Source organism: Streptomyces sp. NBC_01707 (assembly GCF_041438805.1).
GTDB lineage: Bacteria > Actinomycetota > Actinomycetes > Streptomycetales > Streptomycetaceae > Streptomyces.
Genome location: NZ_CP109190.1, coordinates 1232205 through 1251961, shown reverse-complemented (window position 1 = coordinate 1251961; position 19757 = coordinate 1232205). Strand labels below are relative to the sequence as shown.

Here is a 19757-nt window from a genome sequence, read left to right as displayed (position 1 = left end):
TTCGCCGTTCTGCTGGAGCATGCCGCCATGCCGCGATGCCGCCATGTCAGTGGCCGTCGCCGGACGGTGACGGTCCCGACGACATCGGTGTGGTGTCACCCCCCCCATGCGCTACGGATCTGCCGGGCGCCTGCCGGCGGCCGTGCCGGGGCCGCATTGTCAGGTCGGGCTGGTGAGTGATTCGTCGGCGGGGTGGGCCGTGGTGGTGCCGACGGTTCCGTATCGGTTTGCGAGCAGGGTGCGGTCCGGCCTCCGCGGCGGCCAGGACGGCAGGAGTGAATCTCGGTGACGCTCGTTCAAGGAGGTGACGCGTGGCTTTGGCCGCTGGGATCCGGCGGCATGCTGCCGAGAGGGTGAGTGGGTGTCATGAAGTCACCCAGAAGGCCTAGTCGCACGTCATATAGGCCTATTTTCATATGTTTTGACGAGGTGTCAGGTCTGCCCAAATGTGCGAGTCGGGCCGCGCGTTCGCTCGGTTGGCCCTCTGGCGTCACATCCGACATGACAGGTAAAGACCCCATAAGTACGTTCATTACAGGCCGGTTGCCCGGCCGACCCTCAGAGACAAGGGAGAATGACATGACGACGCGTACCGTCGCCGTGACCGCCGCCGCTGTGGGCGCCGCGGTCCTCGCCACTACTGGTATCACCTATGCCTCGGCTGCCGGTTCCCCCCAGGCTGCCCCGTCCGTCCAGCAGGCCGCGCCTGCCGTCCAGCAGGGTGCTCCTGCGGCGGCTCCGCTCGGTGGCGAGGGCGGGAACGAAGGCGGGAACGTGGGCGGGAAGGGCAATGAAGGAGGCGGCTACGGGGGTGGCGGTGGCTACGGTGGTGGCCACGGCTACAAGTACGAAGGCCGGATCTTCATCAACGAGCGCTCTTACTCCGCCCGTTCGGAGGAGGGCTGCATCACTGTGGTCAGCGGGCTGGGCTCGCGGAGCTTCAACGTCCGTAACGACAGCCACCGGACTCTGGAGCTCTTCCGTGGGGCGACCTGCGACAACGGTTCCCCGGTCGCGACTGTCGGCCCCTGGAGCACGAGCAACGGTGTCTTCACCCGCCAGGTCCGCGGTGGCGTGAAGGTCCGCAACGGCGTCGTGGGCAGCTTCCGCGTGGTCAGGGACCACTACGGCTACGGCAACAAGTGGTAACAGCTCCACCCGCTCATCACATGGAAACCCCGGCCCGTCGGAATCGGGCCGGGGTTTCCGGCGCGGGGGGTACCACCCCACGGTGGATGCACGTTTGCACGGATGTCGGGGAAGCCATTCGGTCGCACACGTGCATGACGCATGCCCGGAGCTCCCATACACCCTCCACGTCATCGTAAGCGTTCATCGAGTTCCCCGCGTGTCGCGGCAAGGCGGACCCGGTCGGCCGCAGCCCTGCGACCTCGATTCCCGGGGACCGTTCCTGTGGGCTGCCCGATCGGCCGGCATCGCTCGTTCGGACGCGTTGTCCGACGGGCCGGGCTGCGGCGGGCACTGGCCGGGGCGCCACCTCGGAGTCGGGGAGTTTCCGTCTCATGGCCGCAGGAGTGGGAAGTCGGCTCGTTGCCACAGCTCGCGGATCGCAGCGGCCCGCGACTGGGAGGGGCCGTCCGGCGTGCCCCAGGTCTGGACGCTGCTGGTCAAGTCGTTGATCGGCTGCCAGCCAGGGGTGCCGGTAGTGGCGAAGCTGACCCATGCGTTCAGCATGCGGCGGGACAGTCGGTGGTCCTCGGCGCTCGGCGGTCCGCTGATGAGGAACTCGACGCTCTTGGCAGTGAGGTTGCCGAACGCGAAGGGGACGTCCGCGCAGTGCCAGGCGTACACCGCTCCTGCTGGACCGTTGCGCTGACGGGCGAAGCGGGACAGGAAGGTCCGTCCGCCGGATTGAGCGTGCCGCTCGGCGAGCCGAGTGCTGTACTCGCTGAATTGCAAGTCACCAAAGATCGCGAGGTAGATGTCGAGGACGGGGGCAAGGGGCATCAGTGCACGGTAGCCCGGCACCAGGGTGTCGGGGAGGTCGAAGTCCTTTGCGAAAAGTGCCAGTTGGTCGTCGGTGGTGACCTTCGCGCTGCTGCCGACGGCATCGAGCAGCTGGTACTCCTGCGTCGTGTGGCAGACCAGCAGATCCACCTCGCGGGCGCATCCGGCGGCCGTCGCGGACAACGGGTCGCTGGTCAGGAAGCCATCTCCGACGACGGGACCGTATATCACGGGGTCGTAGTGGCGGTGCCCGGAGAAAGGGTCCTGCCGGTAGTCGTCGACGACCCGGTCGGAGGCGGCGACCAGCGTGTGCGGAGCGGCGGACACCAAGGCATCGGCCGTGCAGGGGATGCCGGCTGCCTCGGTGACCTTCCGAGTGGTCTCGGCAGCGAGTTCGATCGAATGGCAAGGGCTCGCGACGCTGTGGGCTATCACGCGCCGGAACAGACCGCGGGCCTGCTCCGTCACCATCAGACAGGCGGCTGAGGCTGCCCCGGAAGACTGCCCGGCCAGCGTGACGTTTGCCGGATCGCCGCCGAAAGCGGTGATGTTGTCACGCACCCACCGCAGCGCGGCGATCTGGTCGAGCAGGCCACGATTCTCCGGATACGGCGACCCGGTGCCGGGCGGAAGGTGACCGAAGCCTTCGAAGCCGAGTCGGTAGTTGAAGGTCACCACGATCACACCGGCTCGGGCCAGTGCGGTGCCGTCGAAATCAGGCTGCGCGGAGGACCCGAAGGTGTATGCGCCACCGTGGATCCACACGAGGACCGGCATGGGGCCACCGTCGGATGACGGAGCCCAGATGTTGACCGTGAGAATGTCCTCGTCGCCGGGCGACCAGGCGGGTGCTCCGGGCAGCCTTGCCGACTGCGGGGCGATGGGGCCGAAATCCTTGCACTTCCGAACACCCTCCCATGCCTGGACCGGACGCGGTTCCCTGAACCGATTGCCCCCGAACGGCGCAGCAGCGTAAGGAATACCGAGAAAGGAGATGACATCAGGAACAGGCCGATGGCCTTGTACCCAACCGCCGTTCGTCTTGCGCTTATCCACAGGGCTCCTTCAACGGCATGATGCCGACCGATCCAGTGACGGCCGCTCGGGTGGGAGATCGGCCACAGCGCTCAGCTTGGCAGCGGGGTCGGTCTCACCACCAACGCCTGGATCGGTTCGATTGACGCACCTGCGATGTCAATCATCGGCTTGATCGGTAGCCTCCCGGGCTGGGCATCTGCCCTGTGTCCGGCTTGTCTGGCATCTCGCCGGGTCACCACGTCAACGACCGGCGCTGTTCGAGGAGCCCCTTCCCCTCTGGTCGCGAGTCCGGCCGAGGGTCGGCATCGAACCGCGAACGATCAGGGTCACGGACTCGACGGCAGATATGCACGCGGTTCGTACTCCTGACGTTCGGCTGGGCACGGTCTGGCCTGACGCCCCCGGGCGCCCTGCCGGCCGCACCACCACGGACTCGGAGTGGAGCGCAATCGGTGGGTGGTGCCGTCCCGGCCCGCTGGTGCGCTCGACGTGTGCGCGTCGCGTCCCTGCCACAGGCTGTAAGCATGACCAACGATGCTCAAGAGGAGTTCCATCCCACCCCCGTCGTCGTCCTCGGCGTAGTGCCGGATGATCCGCCGTACCGCATGGTGGAGATCAACGGGGAAGTGGTCGGGGCTGCCCACGACATGGTGGATGTGATCAGGCTGGCGCACCAGGCAGGGGTGACCGATGTCGACCTCGACGATCCCTCGGTCGTGAGATGGGTCGGCGGAGCCAAGTACAAGTGGGTCCCCTGAGCGGGCGAATTTCTGACGCATCCGGCACACCGCTACTTCGCTTCCGGCGGCCCGCGGTCCAGGGCGTGCCACCGGGCTCGAGCGCGACGACGAAGGGAGGGGGCCGGTCCGGGACGAACGGTGATGCGCTCCTCGTGTGGCCGTAGAGATGGTGAGGGCTCCACGGCCCCACCGGCGCGCCGCCCGATGCGGGCGCGTCCGGCCGAACCTAGAATGACGAGCGCCCGAAAAGTCCTGAATGTGGAAGGTGTGGACCATGGCCAAGCGAGGGAACAAGCGACGCGCCCGCAAGAAGAAGAAGGCCAATCACGGCAAGCGTCCCAACGCCTGACAGTGCCCAACATGGGCTTGTGAACCGCCTTCAGGACCCATTGGATGCTCTCGGCGCCGGGGTGGTCGCGCCGCCGAGCGGCACAGAACGCCGACGTGTGGCCCTGGCAGGGCGTCAACTTCCTGGCCGGCTTCACAATCGACGAAGAGGGTTCTGCGGGTACGGCCCCGCGGGAGGCGAGTTCGTAAGCGCCGAGCGCCCGCGGGGTCCGCTGCTGCAGCGGCGGATATCTCACCGATTGCAGCAGTCGGCACCATTTACGGCGCATACGCATCGCTGTGCGCGTCGCCCTGTGAGGATGTGTGGCCTGCCTCGACGACGCGCAGGCCAACCAGGGGCTTCCTTGCCGTTCGCATGGAGGACGAGCTTGCCGCGCGGGTGCTCGGTCACGAGTGCCTCATAGGTCGCGCGGTCACTCCCGTGATCGGACCGACCTCGGTCGGTCACGCCGGCCCGGTCACTCCTCGGGCGGCCGATCGCTTCTCATCGGGCCGTGCCGAGGCGCCGGCGTCTTGAGGTCTGGCTGAGCGACGAGTCCTGGGGGCGGTGTCGGTCTAGGCGCCGTCGGGAGTCCAGCCGGATTCAAGGCGGTCGAGCAGGGTGTCGAAGGCAACCGCCGCCCGGTCCCAGTCGCCGTCGGCGAGCGACCCGTAGAGCAGTCCGAGGATGGCATCGAACACCAGGGTGGCCTCGTTCCGGGCGCGTTCGTCGGACATGCCGAGGCGGACGAAGAACGGGGCGAACACGTCCGTCCACTCGGCGATCAGATCGCGCATGAGGGGCCCGTACCGGTCCGGGTGGAGCACGCTGGCCGTCATCAATTCGAACTGGAGTGGCATCAAGGCGCGGCGGTCCGGACTGTGGAACTCCTCCCACAGCTCTTCCAGGAGGCGCCGCAGGCCCGCCGCATCCTCGGGGGCGTCGGAGGAGTCGCGTACACCGCGAATGCGCAGGAGCGGGCGCCGGTCATCCATGGACAGCGCTTCCGCGACCATGTGCTCCTTGGTGCCGAAGTAATAGAGGAGCATGCGGTCGCTGGTGCCCAGCTCCAGGGCCAGTGGGCGCAGGGACAGGCCCGCGAGTCCGTTGCGGAGCAGGTACGAGCGGACGCGGCTCAACAGGTCCGCTCGCTTGGCTGGGTCGGCCGGCCGTGGCATGGAGCCTCCTCGCCCCTGTCCGATTCCTCCCGGGCTTTACCGTAACACCCGCTACGTGTATATTTAAATGTAACGGCCGCTACATGAACCGGCGGACTTGCAGGGAAGGGACTGATCGGCATGGCTGCCCAGGACGTCGCGCTCGACACGGTGAGTGTCCCCGAGGGCGCCCGGCCTTCGTGGTTCGCCCGACAGCTGGCCCTGTGGTCGCAGGCCACGGAGCCCCTGCGGCCGCTGAGCGCTCCCCGCGCCCGGGCCACCGCCCAGGACGCCTCCTGGCCTCTGACGCCGGAGCTGACCTCGGTCGGCCGAGCCCGCCGACTGGCGATCGAGCAAGTCGGAGAGTGGAGACTGGACGAGCTTGCCGACACCGTTGAGCTGCTGGTCAGCGAGCTGGTCACCAACGCCCTGTGCCACACACGAGGCCCCGTGCGGATGAATCTGCAGGTTCGCGGCGCACGACTGCGGTGCGAGGTCGAGGACACCAACTCCGACGGCCCGGTGCGCCGGTCCGTCTGCGCCGACGCGGAGGGCGGGCGTGGCATGGAAATACTCGACCTGCTCGCGGAAGCCTGGGGCAGTTCCCGCACCGCCACCGGCAAGACCCTGTGGTTCGAACTGTCGGTCCCCGTAACCGCGCAGACCTGCCCGCCCGGCGACCTCTGAGGCGCCGGTGGCGTCCTTGGCGGCCCAGGAGGACGGCGATGGCGATCAGACTGCCGACAAGAGGACGGTGGCTTGCCGGCCGAGCGAGACGCCCTTCCAGGGGCAGCCTCTGATAGAGGGCGCGCTGTTCGCCCTGGGGTAGAGGTCCCGCTGCAGGGTGTGGTGCCTGAGCAGCGGCGGACGGTGGTGCTGGTCAGAGGGTGCGGTCCAGGAGCGCCAACAGTGCGGTCCAGTGGCGCTTGTCCGCTGTGCTGTCGTAGGCAGCGGTGTCGGCCTGGGTGAAGCCGTGATGGGCCCCGGTGTAGACCTCGCAACGGTGGCGTACGCCCCCTGCGGTGAGGGCCTCGTCGAGACGGTTGATCTGCTCGGGAGGTAGCGAGGGGTCCTGGTCGGCGTGGCCGAAGTACACCTCCGCGGTGATCCGGTCGGCGAGCAGGTGCGGGCTGTCGGGTGAGTCGGTGGCCAGGCGGCCGCCATGGAATCCGGCCACGGCCGCGACTCGCTCCGGGTAGGTGCCGGCGGTGCGCAGGGCGAGGCCGGCGCCCATGCAGTAGCCCGCGATGCCGACAGGCCCGTCGGTGGTCAGGGGGCAGGCGGTCAGCCGGCGCAGGTAGGCGTCCGCGTCGCGCATCGCCAGATCGGGTGTCAGTGACGTAATGATGGGGCCGAGACGCTCGAAGATCTCCGGGCGGCGGGCCGAGTCGATGACGTCGGGCAGTTCGACCACCGGAGCTCGCCCATGGCGGTAGAAGACGTTGGGAACCAGGACGGTGTATCCGGCTCGGGCGACGCGGTCGGCCATCTTCTTCAGGTGAGGGCGGATTCCGTAGGCGTCCATGTAGAGCAGGACCGCGGGATGGGGCGCGCCGTCGTCGGGGTGGGTCAGGTAGGCGTCGGCGGTGCCGTCCTGGGTCGGGATGTCCACTGATGTTCCGCGCACGGCGGTCATGGGCGGTCTTCTCTCTCGTCTGGTTCCCGCCGTGCTCAGTGCAAGGAGGGGTTTCGCGTGGTGGGTCAGTGGGGCGGGTGTGGGGACGAAGGGGTATCGGCGATGCGCCGGAAGGCGCCGGCGAGCGCTGTTCGTTCGTCGACCGGCAGACCCCGTTCGTCCCTCCGCGTGCCAACCGGTCCCTCCGCCGGACCGATCCCGCGGTGTACTCAGACGCTCAATACTTCTTGCCCGTTGAGGTACGCGCCCTGTTCTGCACGGTCCGGCGTACGGCTCGTCCGCGGCGCGCTGTTTCCCGACACACTGTGCCGGAGAGTGTGTCACGACAACGGATGCTAGGTCGCCGAGGCAGGTTGTTCCGTTGAGCCGTTCCATGGATGACGCGAATGCTGCGGTGCGTGTACGCCAGTGGAGCTCCCGGCCCCGGGGCCCCGGAATCACGTCGCGTCCCGGGCAGGGACACGATTCTTCGGCGACAGCAGCGGAGATGTGGCGGCCGGACCACTGGTCATCTCGTCCCCACTGGCCGGAGAACCTGTACGACGCGGGGTGGGGAACTGAAGCCATTTGCCACCCTCTCCGGGCGGCGCGCCCTCACGTCCGCGGCCGACGCGGGCGTGAGGGTATCCACCGCACCGGGTCGGGGAACTCCGGGCGAGGGACCGAGCCGGTGGGCTTCAGGTAGCCGGGTCAGCGCTGTAGCGGCATCGACCAGCAGTTGGAGGTGGCCGCCTTGCCCGAGAGGCGGTCGGTCAGCCAGGACACCGCATCGCCCTGGTCGGTGATGAGGGGCACGAGGTGGTTGGTGAGGAGCTTGTCGCCGAGGTCAGGCAGGGCGATGGCTTCGTAGGTGACGTTACCGCCCTTGAGGCACCAGTCCACGGCCAGTTGACGTGCTTGCTTGTGGGGAACGATGTCGTCCTGAATGCCGGTTGCCAGGCGCACCGGGCCGGCGGGCTTGAGTGTGCCGATGCGCTGCTTGTCGAGAGCGGCCTGCGCTCGGGTGTCGGCCGCGATGATGTCTCCGATGGACTTGCCACTGGTGGTCCATTTGGTGCTCTTGGTGAATCCGTAGCCGAAGATCGCATCGCCCACACACATGGTCGACGCGTCTTTCAGCGCGGCCCTGCCCGTGGTGTTGATGTTGGCCTCGACGATGTTCCGCAGGTCGGGGTCGGCCTGGGCGAAGCCGTTGATCGACCAGGCCAGCGCACCGGCCAGGGCACTCCCGTCGATGCCCTTCATGACCGAGGTCAGGTCGGCGGGTGGTGCGCCGGCATAGGTACCGGCCAGATCGACCTCGGGCGCGTAGGAGGGCTGCAGCTCGGCGGCCGCGGCGCTGGCCCCTCCGCCCTGGCTGTATCCGTACAGACCGACGCGTGAATAAGGGGTGATCGACGCTCCTGGCACGGCGCGTGCCGCGCGGGCCGCGTCCAGCAGGGCGTGCCCCTGGTCGAGGCGGTTGACGTAGGTGTGGAGCCGATCGGTGACGCCGAGGCCGACGTAGTCGGTGACGACCACCGCGGCACCGGTGGAGAGGAGGCGGTAGATCGCCAGGTCCTCGTAGCCGACCGATACCGTCGCGCCGTTCAGGGTGAGCGGGTACTGCAGCGCCAGAGAGGGTGCGCACTGGTCACCCTGGCCCATGGTGCCCGAAGCCACCGCCACCAACGGCCTTGGCCCGCCCCCCTTCCACGCCGCCGAGGGTTCGATGTACGAGCCGGTCACCGCGACGGGTCGCCCGTCGGAGTCGGTGGACTTGTACATGAGGCGGGTCGCCGTGCCCGGCATCGGGCGGCCGTCCAGGCCCGGAAGGCTCAGACCGAGGGGCAGGGGTTCGGTACGGATCAGCCCGCCGTCTGCGGACGGCAGTTCGGCGGGCGGGTTGTAGAAGGCGGGAATGGTCACTCCCCGGGACACCACGGGCGTCGACGCCTGGGTGGCGGAGGCGGGTACGGCGTAGGTGACCGTACAAGCGGCCGCGGCCACCATGACGGCCGGCACTCGCATGTTGCCTCGCCTTCGCCGGGGGCTGGGGGAGTCCACCGAGTGCGTGGTGCTGAAAGTGGAACGCGAACGGGTGCTCTTGCGGCTCACAGCTCACTCCTCGCTCTGCTCCGATGCAGATGAGCGCAAGCTAGCAGCGCGCACTTACCGCAAGTAACTCGTGAGTAAGTTACGCTATGGTAACTATTGCTTCAGGCAACCATGTACGCCCGTCCGCCTTGCGCCGACCCGGCCTGACCAGCAGTGTCGAGCTCCGACCGGCGCAAGGCGATCCAGGCTTGGAAACTGGCCTCACCGCACCGTGCCTAATGGGCCTGCTGCGACACCTCTACCGCTCGGCTGCGCAGCGCGAAGTCCGCGCGGACGATCGCACCGGATTGCAACAGCTTCTGATGGACCAGGGGGTTCCGGCCGACGGACGAGACCACGATGCGGAGGTACCCCTCGGGGAGCCCGGCCGCTGCGTACTCCCCGTGTTCATTGGTCGTGGTACGCACCAGTTGCCGACCTTTGGTGTCCATGACGGTCACTGCGGCGCCGCGGACAGGCTGGTGCTCGGAGTCGTGGACGGTGCCGACCAGCGTCGGTATCGGCTCACCGAAGTGGTGACGGTGGACGGGGAGTGCGGTGGGTGTCGGCATCTCCGACGCCGGGTCGTCCACCGGGGGTTCCTCCACCTCGTCCTCGTCGTCGGCATATCGTCCCGTGGTCCTGCGGCTCCGCAGCCAGGCGTCGAGACCCAGGAGGGCGGCGCCCCCGGCGATCCACGCGCACAGCACCAGCACCGGCTTGAGCGCGCCGGCCCCGTCGAAGTACAGGACTCCACGCAGGGCGTCGACCGCGTTGGCCAGGGGCATCACCGCGTGCACGTGCTGGAAGAACGTCGGCAGCATCGGAGCGGGCGCCACGCCGCCGCTGGTGGGGATGCTCAGCACGATGAACAGACCCATGCCCACCGCGGGGAAGAACTGCCTGGCGAAGGGGGCCAGGCCTGAGGAGGAGGTGGCCACGGCCATGGTGAGAAGGAAGGAGATCGCCATGGCGGAGGGGGCGGCGGGTATGTAGCCCAGCCCCGCGCCGAGCAGGTTGCCGACGACGCTGAACAGGGCGGCGACACCCGCGATCGTCAGCAGTTTCCTGCGCCGGCTGAAGGTCACCGCACGCAGCAGGGTGGTCGCAAGCATGTAGCCGGGGACGCTCCAGGCAATACCGAAGTAGACCAGGGTCGAGCCCGTAAGGTCCTTGCTCGCGGTGGGTGCCACGTCAACGACCTTGAGCTGCTTGTGGCTCCGGGTGGCGACTTCGGTGAACACATCGCGCAGCGCCAGCTCGAGCGACATCCCGTTGGCCTTGGCCACGTAAAGCACCGGATGTCGTCTGTCGGCGACGAAGCCCGCCACCGCATCCCGGTTCAGCACGGCCTGCCGGGCTGCCCGGCCGTCTGTCACCGCCGTGACGTCGAAACCGCCGGGGTGGTGCCGCCGCAGTTGGCTGTCGATCCTCCGCTCGACGGCGGGATGCGCGACGACCACCTTCGCATGGTGCGGCTGCGGTGCGTGCAGGGCGGGGGCGAAGGCGAACAGGAAGCAGAGGAAGAGAGCCACCGGAAACCACAGGGCCTCGGCCAGGGTTCTCGCCGAGGACGGACTCGGGGGGTGCTCGGTCTGTTCTGCCATGGGGGCACTCCTTGGGCTGCGCGAATTGGGGCTGCCGGTCGGGGCGATCCGGCGCGGTGGGCAGCGCGAAGGCCCATCCTAGTTAAAAATTACAGTGCTGCATTTTTGCAGTACTGTAACCAATGGCAGTCGGCAGCCGACTTCGGGAGTGTGACGGCACCGTGACGAGCAGTCCCTCGGACGGGTTGCGTGAGCGCAAGAAGCGGGCGACCAGGAGTGCTCTGCAGAGTTCGGCGGTGGCCCTCTTCCGCCGGCACGGCCCGGATGCCGTGACCGTGGAGGACATCTGCGCGGACGCCGGCGTGTCTCCCCGTACCTTCTTCAACTACTTCTCGACCAAGGAAGAAGCGGTCTTCCTGATGGAGGAGGGCGTTCCCTCCCTGATCCAGCAGCGGATCATCGACCGTCCCGGGCACGAGGCCCCGCTTGAAGCGGTCCGCGCGGTGCTTGCCGAGCGCCTGGGCGAGCTCACCACCGGCGGAATACTTGTGGGGCGTGCAGCTCTGCTGCGCGAGCGCCCTGAACTGCTTCCGCGTATCGCCCAGACGCATCGCGCCGTCCAGGACGCGGTCATCGCGGCAGTGGCGGCTCGCACCGGCCTGCCGGAGAGCGACCTGTACGTCTGCACCACCGCGGCGGTGGCCTTCGCCGCCCAGCAGGCAGCCGTCGCCTGCTGGCAGCCCGACTCCGGCGACGACGCCGTCACCGTGCTCAACCGGGCGGTCGCCTTGGTCCGCAACGGACTGTCCTGGGAGCCGCCGACCCACTGAGGGCGGCCCGACGGCATGGCGACGCGCTGCGCCAACAGCAGCTCATGAGAGACGCTGTTCTGCATCTGGTGCCGCGGCGCTTCGGCGCCGTGACCGCCTCGATGACCTGTCCGGCGGCCCGGCGGCCGCGTACTGCTCCATCGGGTCTTCCACGAGATCGCTGACCATGACCCGGGCCTGCTCGAGGGCATCGGCCCGCCGCCGCAGCTGAGAAGTGGAGCGACATCCGGGGGATTGCCGCCGAGACGGCGTGATGGCGCTGGTGGTGACCGCGGAGTGGTCGAAGCGGCCCTCGTATGTCCGTCCCGCCCAGGCCGGCGGGCAGGCCACGTACACGGCGTCCATGACGGCCGGTGCGGTGACCGGCCCGCATCGATCATGCGCTGCAGATCGCCCGCCGGATGGCCTCGCACCCCGAATTCATTGCCGGGAAGCAGGAGTTGGCGAGGTGGCGGGGCGGTGGAGCAGTCCCGTGACCAGTAGGTCGAGGTGTCGGCTCAGCATGGTGGCGAAGTCGATGCGGGATCCGGCCAGGCGCGGGTCCTCGGTCGCCGCCAGGACCGTGGGGGAGGGGTTGGCGAAGGGCCACAGACCCGCCACGGCGACGGTGCACAGGGCCGCCAGTTCCCGGGCGGCGTCATCTCCCAGCCCGGGAACGCGGTCGCTGACCAGGCCGGCGAAGCGCACCTGAGCTTCCAGATTGGACAGCTTGAAGGCGCGGACGGATTCGAGGGAGACGTTGCGTTCCAGGACTGTGGCCAGTGCGCTCCACAACTCGCACAGCAGCGGCCGCTGCGCCAGGGAAGCCGCGATTGCGCCGCAGACGACGTGGTGCGGTGCCGACCGGGCGGGCGGCAGGTCGCGTTCAAGGGTGTCCAGCCATGCCTGCTGGGAGCGGCGCAGGAGTTCGAGGAAGACCGCCTCGCGGGTCTCGAAGTAGCGGACGACGTTCGTCTTCGACAGCCCGACCCGGCGACTGAGCTCGCGCAGGCTGATCTCCGCGATCGGCATCTCACCGAGCAGGGCTTCGGCCGCGTCGAGAATCGTCTGCTTGCGAATCTCGACCTGTTCCGGTCGCCGCGCCCGCTGGAAGGCGGTGCTCTCGGTCTGGCTCACGGCCCTCCTCCTAGGTATGGCTCGCCTTCAAAGTAGCAGACCCGCTGGCCTCTTGTTAAAGGTCCAGTGGGTTGTTACCTTGGACGAAGTAGAGGGCCACTGGACTCTTATTCACCGGCCCTGTCGTCTCACGAAAGCGGCACACCCCCATGACCTCTTACGACAAGCTCTTCATCGGCGGCGTCTGGACCGAACCTGCGGGCTCCGAGACGATCGAGGTGCGCTCTCCGCACGATCAGTCGCTGGTGGGCCGGGTCCCCGGCGCTTCCGAGGCGGACGTCGACCGTGCGGTCGAGGCCGCACGGCAGGCTTTCGACCACGGGCCCTGGCCACGAACAAGGCCGAGCGAGCGGCAGGCTGTCCTCGCTCGGTTCAACGAGCTGCACACGGCCCGCGGCCGGGAACTCGCGGCCCTGGTCACCTCCGAGAACGGCACCCCGCTGTGGTTCACCGGTCTGCTGCACAACGGTGGGATCGCCGAGCAGACCGCCTCCTACCTGCGGGCATCGGAATCCTTCGGCTGGGAGGAGCGCCTGGAATCCGGCACGACGGTCCGCCGTGAACCGATCGGGGTGATCGCCGCGGTCATCCCGTGGAACGCGCCCCATCAGTCGGCTCTGGCGAAGATCGTCCCCGCCCTGCTCGCGGGCTGCACCGTCATCCTCAAGGCAGCGCCGGAGACCGCGCTCGACGCCCTGGTGCTCGGCGAGATCTTTGCGGAAGCAGGCCTGCCGGAGGGCGTCCTCAGCATCCTGCCGGCCGGCCGGGAGGTCAGCGAGTACCTGGTCTCGCACCCGAGCGTGGACAAGATCGCGTTCACCGGTTCAACGGCGGCAGGCCGGCGCATCGCGGCCATAGCGGGCGCGCAGCTCAAGCGGGTGAGCTTGGAGCTGGGCGGCAAGTCCGCCGCGATCATTCTCGAGGACGCCGACCTGGCTGCGGTGACCGAGGGGCTGAAGACGGCGTCTCTGGCGAACAACGGCGAGAGCTGTGTCGCCCACACCCGCATCCTCGCGCCCCGTGCCCGCTACGAGGAGATCGTCGCCGCGCTGGCAACGATGATCGCGGGTCTCACCGTGGGGGACCCCTCCGACCCCGCCACCTTCATAGGCCCCCTGGTCCGCGCCGACCAGCAGCAGCGCGTGCGGAACTACATCGACCTCGGGATCAAGGAGGGTGCGCGTCTCGTCGTAGGCGGATCCGACGTTCCGCAGGGGCTGGAGAACGGCTTCTATGTGCGTCCCACGCTGTTCGCCGATGTCGACAACGGCATGCGCATCGCCCAGGAGGAGATCTTCGGCCCCGTTCTCGTCGTCATCCCGTTCGAGGACGAGGAGGACGCCGTGCGGATCGCCAACGACTCCCCCTACGGCCTCGGGGGCGGCGTGTGGAGCGCCGATACCGAGCACGGCATGGAGATAGCCCGCCGTGTCCGTACCGGAACGTTCTCCGTCAACGGCGCCCACGCCGCGTTCGACGGGCCGTTCGGCGGCTACAAGGCCAGCGGGATCGGCCGTGAATTCGGGCTCGTCGGACTGGGCCAGTACGTCGAGTTCAAGACGATCAGCAGCTGACGCACCCGAGCGGAACAGCCGGGCAACCGGCCGGACGTGACCCGCTCACCGGAACGTGCCGAAAAGGAGCCCGCCCCTGCCATTTCGCCGCACGGGCCGGCCCGAACCACCTCCACCGGGCAAGGCCCGCAGTTTCGAGTCCACCGACTCCACCTCAACAACACCGCTTGCTAGGCGCCGTCCCACTGTGCGACGCCTTGCGAATCGGGAAGAAGAAAGCGAACCAAGATGATCGTGTACGACAAGCTCTTCATCGGCGGTGCCTGGACCGCTCCCAGCTCCCCCGACCTGCTGGAGATCCGTTCTCCGCACGACCAGTCCGTTCTGGGCCGTGTCGCACAGGCTGCTCCGCAGGACATCGACAGGGCCGTGGCCGCGGCACGGGCGGCGTTCGACGACGGGCCGTGGCCACGGACGGATCCCAAGGAGCGGCAGGAGATCATCCGTCGTCTCAACGAGCTGCGTGAGGCGCGAGCTGACGAGATCGCCGCGATGATCTCCGCGGAGAACGGCTCGGCCGGCTGGTTCACCAAGATGGGCCAGCCGTTCCTGACCCGGCAGATCAACTCCTATCTCAAGGCCGCGGAGGAGTTCGGCTGGGAGGAGATCGTCGATCCCTCCGACCCCGAGGCTCCGTACGACACCATCGTGCGCCGGGAGGCGATCGGGGTGGTCGCCGCGGTGATCCCGTGGAACTCGCCCTTCTCGGCGGCGATGGCGAAGCTGACCCCGGCACTCCTGGCCGGCAACGCCGTCGTGCTGAAGACCTCGCCGGAGAACTCGCTGAGCATGATGATGCTTGCCGAGCTGTTCGCCGAGGTCGGCCTTCCCGAAGGTGTGCTCAGCATCCTGCCCGCCGACCGGGAGACCAGTGAGTACCTGGTGTCGCACCGCGATGTGGACAAGATCGCGTTCACCGGCTCCACCCGGGCCGGCCGTCGCATCGCCTCGATCGCCGGCGAGCAGCTGAAGCGGGTCAGTCTCGAACTCGGCGGCAAGTCCGCCGCGATCATCCTGGAGGACGCCGACCTCGGCAAGGTCACCCAGGGGCTGAAGTTCGGCTCGCTGGCCAACAACGGCGAGGCGTGCATTCTCCAGACGCGCATCCTCGCACCGCGCAGCCGCTACGAGCAGGTCGTCGCCGCGCTCAAGGACCTGGTGGAGTCGCTGAAGGTCGGCGACCCGGCCGACCCCGACACCTTTGTCGGACCCATGATCCGCCCGGATCAGCAGGAGCGGGTGATCTCCTACATCAAGGTGGGCATCGAGGAGGGCGCCCGCCTGGTCACCGGCGGCACGCAGATCCCCGCCGGGCTGGAGAGCGGCAACTACGTCACCCCCACACTGTTCGCCGACGTGGACAACAGGATGCGCATCGCCCAGGAGGAGATCTTCGGCCCGGTACTGGCCGTCATCGCCTACGACGACGAGGACGACGCGGTCCGGATCGCCAACGACTCCGAGTACGGCCTGTCCGGCGGCGTGTGGTCCGCCGACCCCGACCGAGCACTTGAGATCGCTCGGCGAGTGCGTACCGGCACGCTCACCATCAATGGTTCCCCGATGAGTTTCGACGGACCGTTCGGCGGCTACAAGGCCAGCGGCATCGGTCGCGAGTACGGCAAGGTCGGCCTGACCGGATACGTCGAGCACAAGACCATCACTCGCGTCCGCCGAGTGCACGGCAGTGCCGACTAAGGGCTGCCCAGCAATGCCTGGCGGATCGGCGCGCGGCGTCGGAGGCGACGCATCGCAAGGCGGCGGGGCGCCACCGTACCGGTCGTATGCGGGCGTTCCGACAACGCGGCGAGGTGCCGTAGCTGTCGTCGTGCGCCCGCCACGGATGACGGCACAGCCCTCAGCGGGCGGCCTGGTCCGCCGGCACCGCCTGCTTCACGCCGGCAGCATCCAGCAAGGCCGTTGCCGTGACCACGCCGATGCCGGCGAGCGCCTGGGACTGTACGACCACCCGGGCGCTCGCGCCGTCGAAGACGATCGTCAGCTGGACGGCAAGGCTCTCCGGATCCTCGGCCCCGGCGGCGACGAGCTCGCCCCGGAAGAAGTCGGTCAGGTGCTGCTTGAAACGGCGTGCGACCACACTGCCCGGATGCCCGGGGTCCTTCAGCTCCACCGCTGCACTCACGAACGGGCAGCCAAGGAAGTCACCCTCGGCGGTCATCCGGTCCTGGCGCTCGAACACGGTCAGAATGCGCTCGCGCGGTGACCGCTCGTCGTCCGGGCCCGGGAGCAGGGCGTCCTGATACGTCGGCCCACGACTGGCGAGGCTCTCGGCGATCACCTCGTCCTTGGACCGGAACAACTGGTACATCGACTTCTTCGAGACCCCGGCGGCCTTGCACAGCGCATCCACGCCGATGCTCATGCCGTCGCGGTAGAAGAGTTCGCCCGCCGCTTGCAGCAGTCGCTCGCGGGGGGTCGCCGAGTTCGTCATGTCATGAGGGTACCGGCTGGGCTTGCAGTAGGAAACAGATCGGTTTACCGTAGGGGAAACAGATCGGTTTCCATCTTTTGTCTGGAGTAGAAGTGACCACTCTCGAAGGCGCCGTCGTACTCGTCACCGGCGGCAACCGCGGCATCGGCAAGGCGATCGTGGAGGAGCTGCTCACCCGCGGCGTGAAGAAGGTCTACGCCACCGCGCGGAACCCGCAGCCGAGCACCGACGCCCGCGTCGTACCGCTGGCTCTGGAGGTCACCGACCCGGCCTCGATCGAGGCGCTGGTGGCGGCCGCGCCCGATGTCACCGTGCTGATCAACAACGCCGGCAGCAACGCGCCGGACACCTACCTGGACGTACCGATCGAGGGCGTCAGGGACGTCTTCGAGACCAACTTCTTCGGCCCGCTGAATGTGACCCGGGCCTTCGTCCCGGTGATCGAGCGCAACGGCGGCGGCCACATCCTGAACGCGCACTCGGCGCTTTCCTGGGTCGCTCGGCATGGCGCGTACTCCGCCACCAAAGCCGCATTCTGGCTGCAGACCAACGCCATCCGGCTTGAGCTGCTGGACCGCGGCATCGGTGTGACGGGCCTGCACATGGGATACGTCGACACCGACATGACCGTGGGCGTGACCGAGCCCAAGTCGAAGCCGGCCGACATCGCCAAGGAGGCACTGGACGGGATCGAGAAGGGTGCGTACGAGGTTCTCGCCGACGAGACCTCCCGTCAGGTGAAGGCTGCCCTGTCCGGCGACATCACCAACATCTACCCGCAGCTCAGGGACTGACCGGTCTCTTTGCCCTCGCCCTCTTGGCTTCAGTGGCCGTCCGGTGCGCCGTCGCGGTGCGTGGGCGGCCACTGGAAGGCACGACACCAGGTGCCGCGTTCCCGCAGCACGGCGAGCGGGTCGCGAGAGGTACTCAAGATGTCGTAGGTTCCACCTCCATTCCATCCGGTGAAACTGGTGTGGCGCGGCGGCTGCGGGCCGCCGCGCCACAGGTGCTTTCGGGTGTGGGTGGCTCAGCCTGCGTTGCAGGTGACGGTTGGCCAGGTCCAGGTGCCGTTGGTCTGGATGGTTGCGCCCCAGTTGTTGCCGTTGCCGTTGGGCTTGGCGACGAGCGTTTGGCTGTCGGGGTAGTTGGTGCTGATGTTCCAGGTCGAGAGGACCTTTTCGGGGGAGGGGACCTTCATGGTCACGGTCCAGTTGTTGGAGCCGGTGACTGCGACGTTCAGGTTGTAGCGGTCGCCGAATTTGTCGCCTGCGGAGAGTGTCGCGGTGCAGCCCCCGCCGGACCCGCCGCCGGAACCTCCGCCGGAGGAACCGCCGTCACCCACCGTGATGTTGGAGTTGCCACTGCTCTGGTAGCCCTCCGTGGCCAGGATCATGTAGTTGAAGCTGCCCAGGCTCATTCCCTTGCCGGCCCACGCGTCGAAGTGGTTGCCGGTCGTGATGGTTCCACCGGTCCTCTTGGACTGCCGCACACTCCAGTACTGCTTGAATGTCTTGGTGCCCTCGATCGAGGGGGCGTTGGTGCGCGTCGTCTCGTAGATGTCGTACGTGCCGCCGTCGCTGGAGACAGTGCCCTTGTACGTGCCCTCGGGTCTGTAGGTGCCCCAGTTGTCGACGACGTAGTACTCCACCAGCGGGTTGGTCGTCCACCCGTAGAGGGCCAGGTAGGCGTTGCCGGACGGGTTGAAGCTGCCGGAGTAGTTCACCGCCTTGCGTCCGCCGGTGCTCCAACCCTTGCCGGCGACGAAGTTCCCGCTGTTGCTCCACGAGGTGCTGTAGTTGCCGCCGGAGCCCAGGTTCATGTTGACCGACCCGCCGCCGTCGGTCCAGAACGAGTAGTAGTACCCGTTGTTGGTGCCGGTTTCGCTCGAGGAGATGGCGCTGGCGGAACTGGGCATGGCCAGCGCGGCCACGAACAGCAGGAAGGTGCTGAGGCTGCCGACGAGCAGTCTGATGCGGCCGCGCGTGCGGCTCTTCGGATGGGCGAGAGCGTTCATGTGCGTTTCCTCCTGGTGAGACGGGCGGGTAGGCCGGGCAGGGTGATGCGACCCGGCGCGGTGAACGTGGGAGAGAGCGGGCCACAGCGGGGGAGTCGACGTGGCAGCGACGCATGTTCGTCGTCGTGTCACACGGCAGCGGGCAGGTCGGCGACTTGGATCGGAGCTGCTTCAGGCCTGTCGATGCGCCAGCACGCCGGCCCCTCCGACGGCGCGGGAGGTGCGGCTGTGCGCGGTTTTCACCATCACTGCAACCTCGGCTTTCCGGTCCTCGGGCATGCCCGGCGGGATCGTACGGACGTTGTCTGCGTTACGGGAAAGTTTCCGATCGCTGGAGAGTATGGGCGGCTGTCGGTGGACAGTCAATGACTCTTGTTTCCGAAAGTTCACCGAAACATACGAACCATGAGCTGGACTGCAGGGCGAAACATTTCGAATCTCGCTCATGGTGGTTCTACAAGTCCCGAGAGGCGTCGAGAGGCGCATTGAGGTGACCGAAAAGGGCTCTACGGTTCCGCAAGCTTGCTCGGGCAATTGTCGAAACTTTCGAACCCTGCAGTCAGGAAGCCTTTCCCACCTCGCCAACGCCGGTCTCCGACGGCCTGAAAGGCGCGGGGTCGCCGCGACGACGGGTGTGGTGCAGACGGGTAGCAGCCCTGCTCGGCCACGGTCAGGGTGACCGCGTGGAAAAGGACGAACGGCTACTTCACAGTTCGTCGTTCGGCGCAGCGGCTGCCGCCTACGCCGAACACCGCCCCGACTACGCGCAGGCCACGGTGTGCTGGGCGCTTGAGCCCGCGCCGGGCCGTCGGGTACCCGACCTCGGCGCACGAACCGACACGCTCACCGCCACGCCGGTCGCGCTGGGCGCCGACGTCATCGCGGTCGAGCCCGACCCGGCGATGCTGACCGAGCTGCGCCGCTCACTGCCGGATGTCCGCGCCCTGCCGGGTAGAGCCGAGGTGATACCGCGATCGGACGCGTCCGTCGATGCGGTGCTGGCCGGCAACACCATGCATTGGTACCGGCACAGGAACGTGAGCCCACGCTCGGCCGTATCCGCGCATATCTTGCGAGCAGGCCCGAGACCGCCGAGGGCGAGTTCGCGCTCCGGATGTTGACCGCCGCGCTGCGTGTGCGGCGGCTGTGAGGGCCGTCGACCGCCTGATATTCGTGTAGGCGAGTTGCGGTTGGCACGGGCCTCAAATCACCTTTCGCGCCAGGCCGTCGAGGGCTAGTGTTCGGGCGGCGAGTGATCCCCACGAGGAGCTGAGACATGCC

17 protein-coding genes are annotated in these 19757 nt (G+C 67.9%); 9 read left to right on the top strand and 8 right to left on the bottom strand.

From position 1 onward, the window contains the following. Positions 1-579 precede the first annotated feature (579 nt). On the top strand, positions 580-1149 hold the full coding sequence (locus OG963_RS05910; protein ID WP_093770682.1) for a hypothetical protein: 570 nt from the start codon (positions 580-582) through the stop codon (positions 1147-1149). A gap of 372 nt (positions 1150-1521) precedes the next feature. Here OG963_RS05910 and OG963_RS05905 read toward each other — a convergent pair whose 3' ends face one another. Continuing rightward, complete coding sequence (locus OG963_RS05905) at positions 1522-3024, bottom strand: carboxylesterase/lipase family protein (RefSeq protein ID WP_371798601.1); 1503 nt, start codon at positions 3022-3024, stop codon at positions 1522-1524. 506 nt (positions 3025-3530) lie between these two features. On the opposite strand from OG963_RS05905, the gene OG963_RS05900 reads away from it, so the two are divergent. After that, complete coding sequence (locus tag OG963_RS05900) at positions 3531-3764, top strand: hypothetical protein (protein ID WP_030930904.1); 234 nt, start codon at positions 3531-3533, stop codon at positions 3762-3764. A 256-nt stretch (positions 3765-4020) separates the two neighbouring features. Continuing rightward, a complete protein-coding gene (locus OG963_RS05895) occupies positions 4021-4095 on the top strand; it encodes a 50S ribosomal protein bL37 (protein WP_100661309.1) in 75 nt (24 codons plus the stop codon). 554 nt (positions 4096-4649) lie between these two features. On the opposite strand, the gene OG963_RS05890 is transcribed toward OG963_RS05895, so the two are convergent. Further along, a complete protein-coding gene (locus tag OG963_RS05890) occupies positions 4650-5252 on the bottom strand; it encodes a TetR/AcrR family transcriptional regulator (protein ID WP_093770686.1) in 603 nt (200 codons plus the stop codon). A gap of 120 nt (positions 5253-5372) precedes the next feature. Between OG963_RS05890 and OG963_RS05885 the strand changes: the two genes are divergently transcribed. Continuing rightward, the gene (locus OG963_RS05885; RefSeq protein ID WP_256223272.1) at positions 5373-5918 is read left to right on the top strand and encodes an ATP-binding protein; all 546 of its coding nucleotides are present in this window, start codon (positions 5373-5375) and stop codon (positions 5916-5918) included. A 193-nt stretch (positions 5919-6111) separates the two neighbouring features. On the opposite strand, the gene OG963_RS05880 is transcribed toward OG963_RS05885, so the two are convergent. The 3 genes from OG963_RS05880 to OG963_RS05870 all read right to left on the bottom strand — a co-directional run bounded on the left by OG963_RS05880 (position 6112) and on the right by OG963_RS05870 (position 10550). After that, positions 6112-6867, bottom strand: a complete 756-nt coding sequence (locus OG963_RS05880) for a dienelactone hydrolase family protein (protein ID WP_371798600.1) — start codon at positions 6865-6867, stop codon at positions 6112-6114. 690 nt (positions 6868-7557) lie between these two features. Beyond that, positions 7558-8964, bottom strand: a complete 1407-nt coding sequence (locus OG963_RS05875; RefSeq protein WP_371798599.1) for a lipase family protein — start codon at positions 8962-8964, stop codon at positions 7558-7560. 215 nt (positions 8965-9179) lie between these two features. Beyond that, a complete protein-coding gene (locus tag OG963_RS05870) occupies positions 9180-10550 on the bottom strand; it encodes a carboxypeptidase regulatory-like domain-containing protein (RefSeq protein WP_371798598.1) in 1371 nt (456 codons plus the stop codon). Positions 10551-10711: 161 nt separating this feature from the next. On the opposite strand from OG963_RS05870, the gene OG963_RS05865 reads away from it, so the two are divergent. After that, entirely contained in the window at positions 10712-11320 is a 609-nt protein-coding gene (locus OG963_RS05865; protein ID WP_371798597.1) for a TetR family transcriptional regulator, read from the top strand. Positions 11321-11740: 420 nt separating this feature from the next. Here the strand turns inward: OG963_RS05865 and OG963_RS05860 are convergent, their stop codons facing one another. Then, complete coding sequence (locus OG963_RS05860) at positions 11741-12436, bottom strand: TetR/AcrR family transcriptional regulator (RefSeq protein ID WP_256223270.1); 696 nt, start codon at positions 12434-12436, stop codon at positions 11741-11743. 149 nt (positions 12437-12585) lie between these two features. On the opposite strand from OG963_RS05860, the gene OG963_RS05855 reads away from it, so the two are divergent. Next, complete coding sequence (locus tag OG963_RS05855; protein WP_371798596.1) at positions 12586-14010, top strand: aldehyde dehydrogenase; 1425 nt, start codon at positions 12586-12588, stop codon at positions 14008-14010. A gap of 228 nt (positions 14011-14238) precedes the next feature. Then, positions 14239-15708: an aldehyde dehydrogenase gene (locus OG963_RS05850; RefSeq protein ID WP_371798595.1), complete on the top strand. Its 1470-nt coding sequence runs from the start codon at positions 14239-14241 to the stop codon at positions 15706-15708. Between the two features lie 160 nt (positions 15709-15868). Here the strand turns inward: OG963_RS05850 and OG963_RS05845 are convergent, their stop codons facing one another. Continuing rightward, on the bottom strand, positions 15869-16462 hold the full coding sequence (locus OG963_RS05845; RefSeq protein ID WP_371798594.1) for a TetR/AcrR family transcriptional regulator: 594 nt from the start codon (positions 16460-16462) through the stop codon (positions 15869-15871). A gap of 92 nt (positions 16463-16554) precedes the next feature. Here OG963_RS05845 and OG963_RS05840 point away from each other — a divergent pair, with 92 nt between their 5' ends. After that, positions 16555-17256, top strand: coding sequence for an SDR family oxidoreductase (locus OG963_RS05840; protein ID WP_371798593.1), 702 nt, complete (start codon positions 16555-16557; stop codon positions 17254-17256). A 233-nt stretch (positions 17257-17489) separates the two neighbouring features. Here the strand turns inward: OG963_RS05840 and OG963_RS05835 are convergent, their stop codons facing one another. Next, the gene (locus tag OG963_RS05835; RefSeq protein WP_371798592.1) at positions 17490-18476 is read right to left on the bottom strand and encodes a glycoside hydrolase family 11 protein; all 987 of its coding nucleotides are present in this window, start codon (positions 18474-18476) and stop codon (positions 17490-17492) included. A gap of 683 nt (positions 18477-19159) precedes the next feature. Between OG963_RS05835 and OG963_RS05830 the strand changes: the two genes are divergently transcribed. Further along, on the top strand, positions 19160-19597 hold the full coding sequence (locus OG963_RS05830) for a class I SAM-dependent methyltransferase (RefSeq protein ID WP_256223269.1): 438 nt from the start codon (positions 19160-19162) through the stop codon (positions 19595-19597). The last annotated feature ends 160 nt before the right edge of the window (positions 19598-19757 follow it).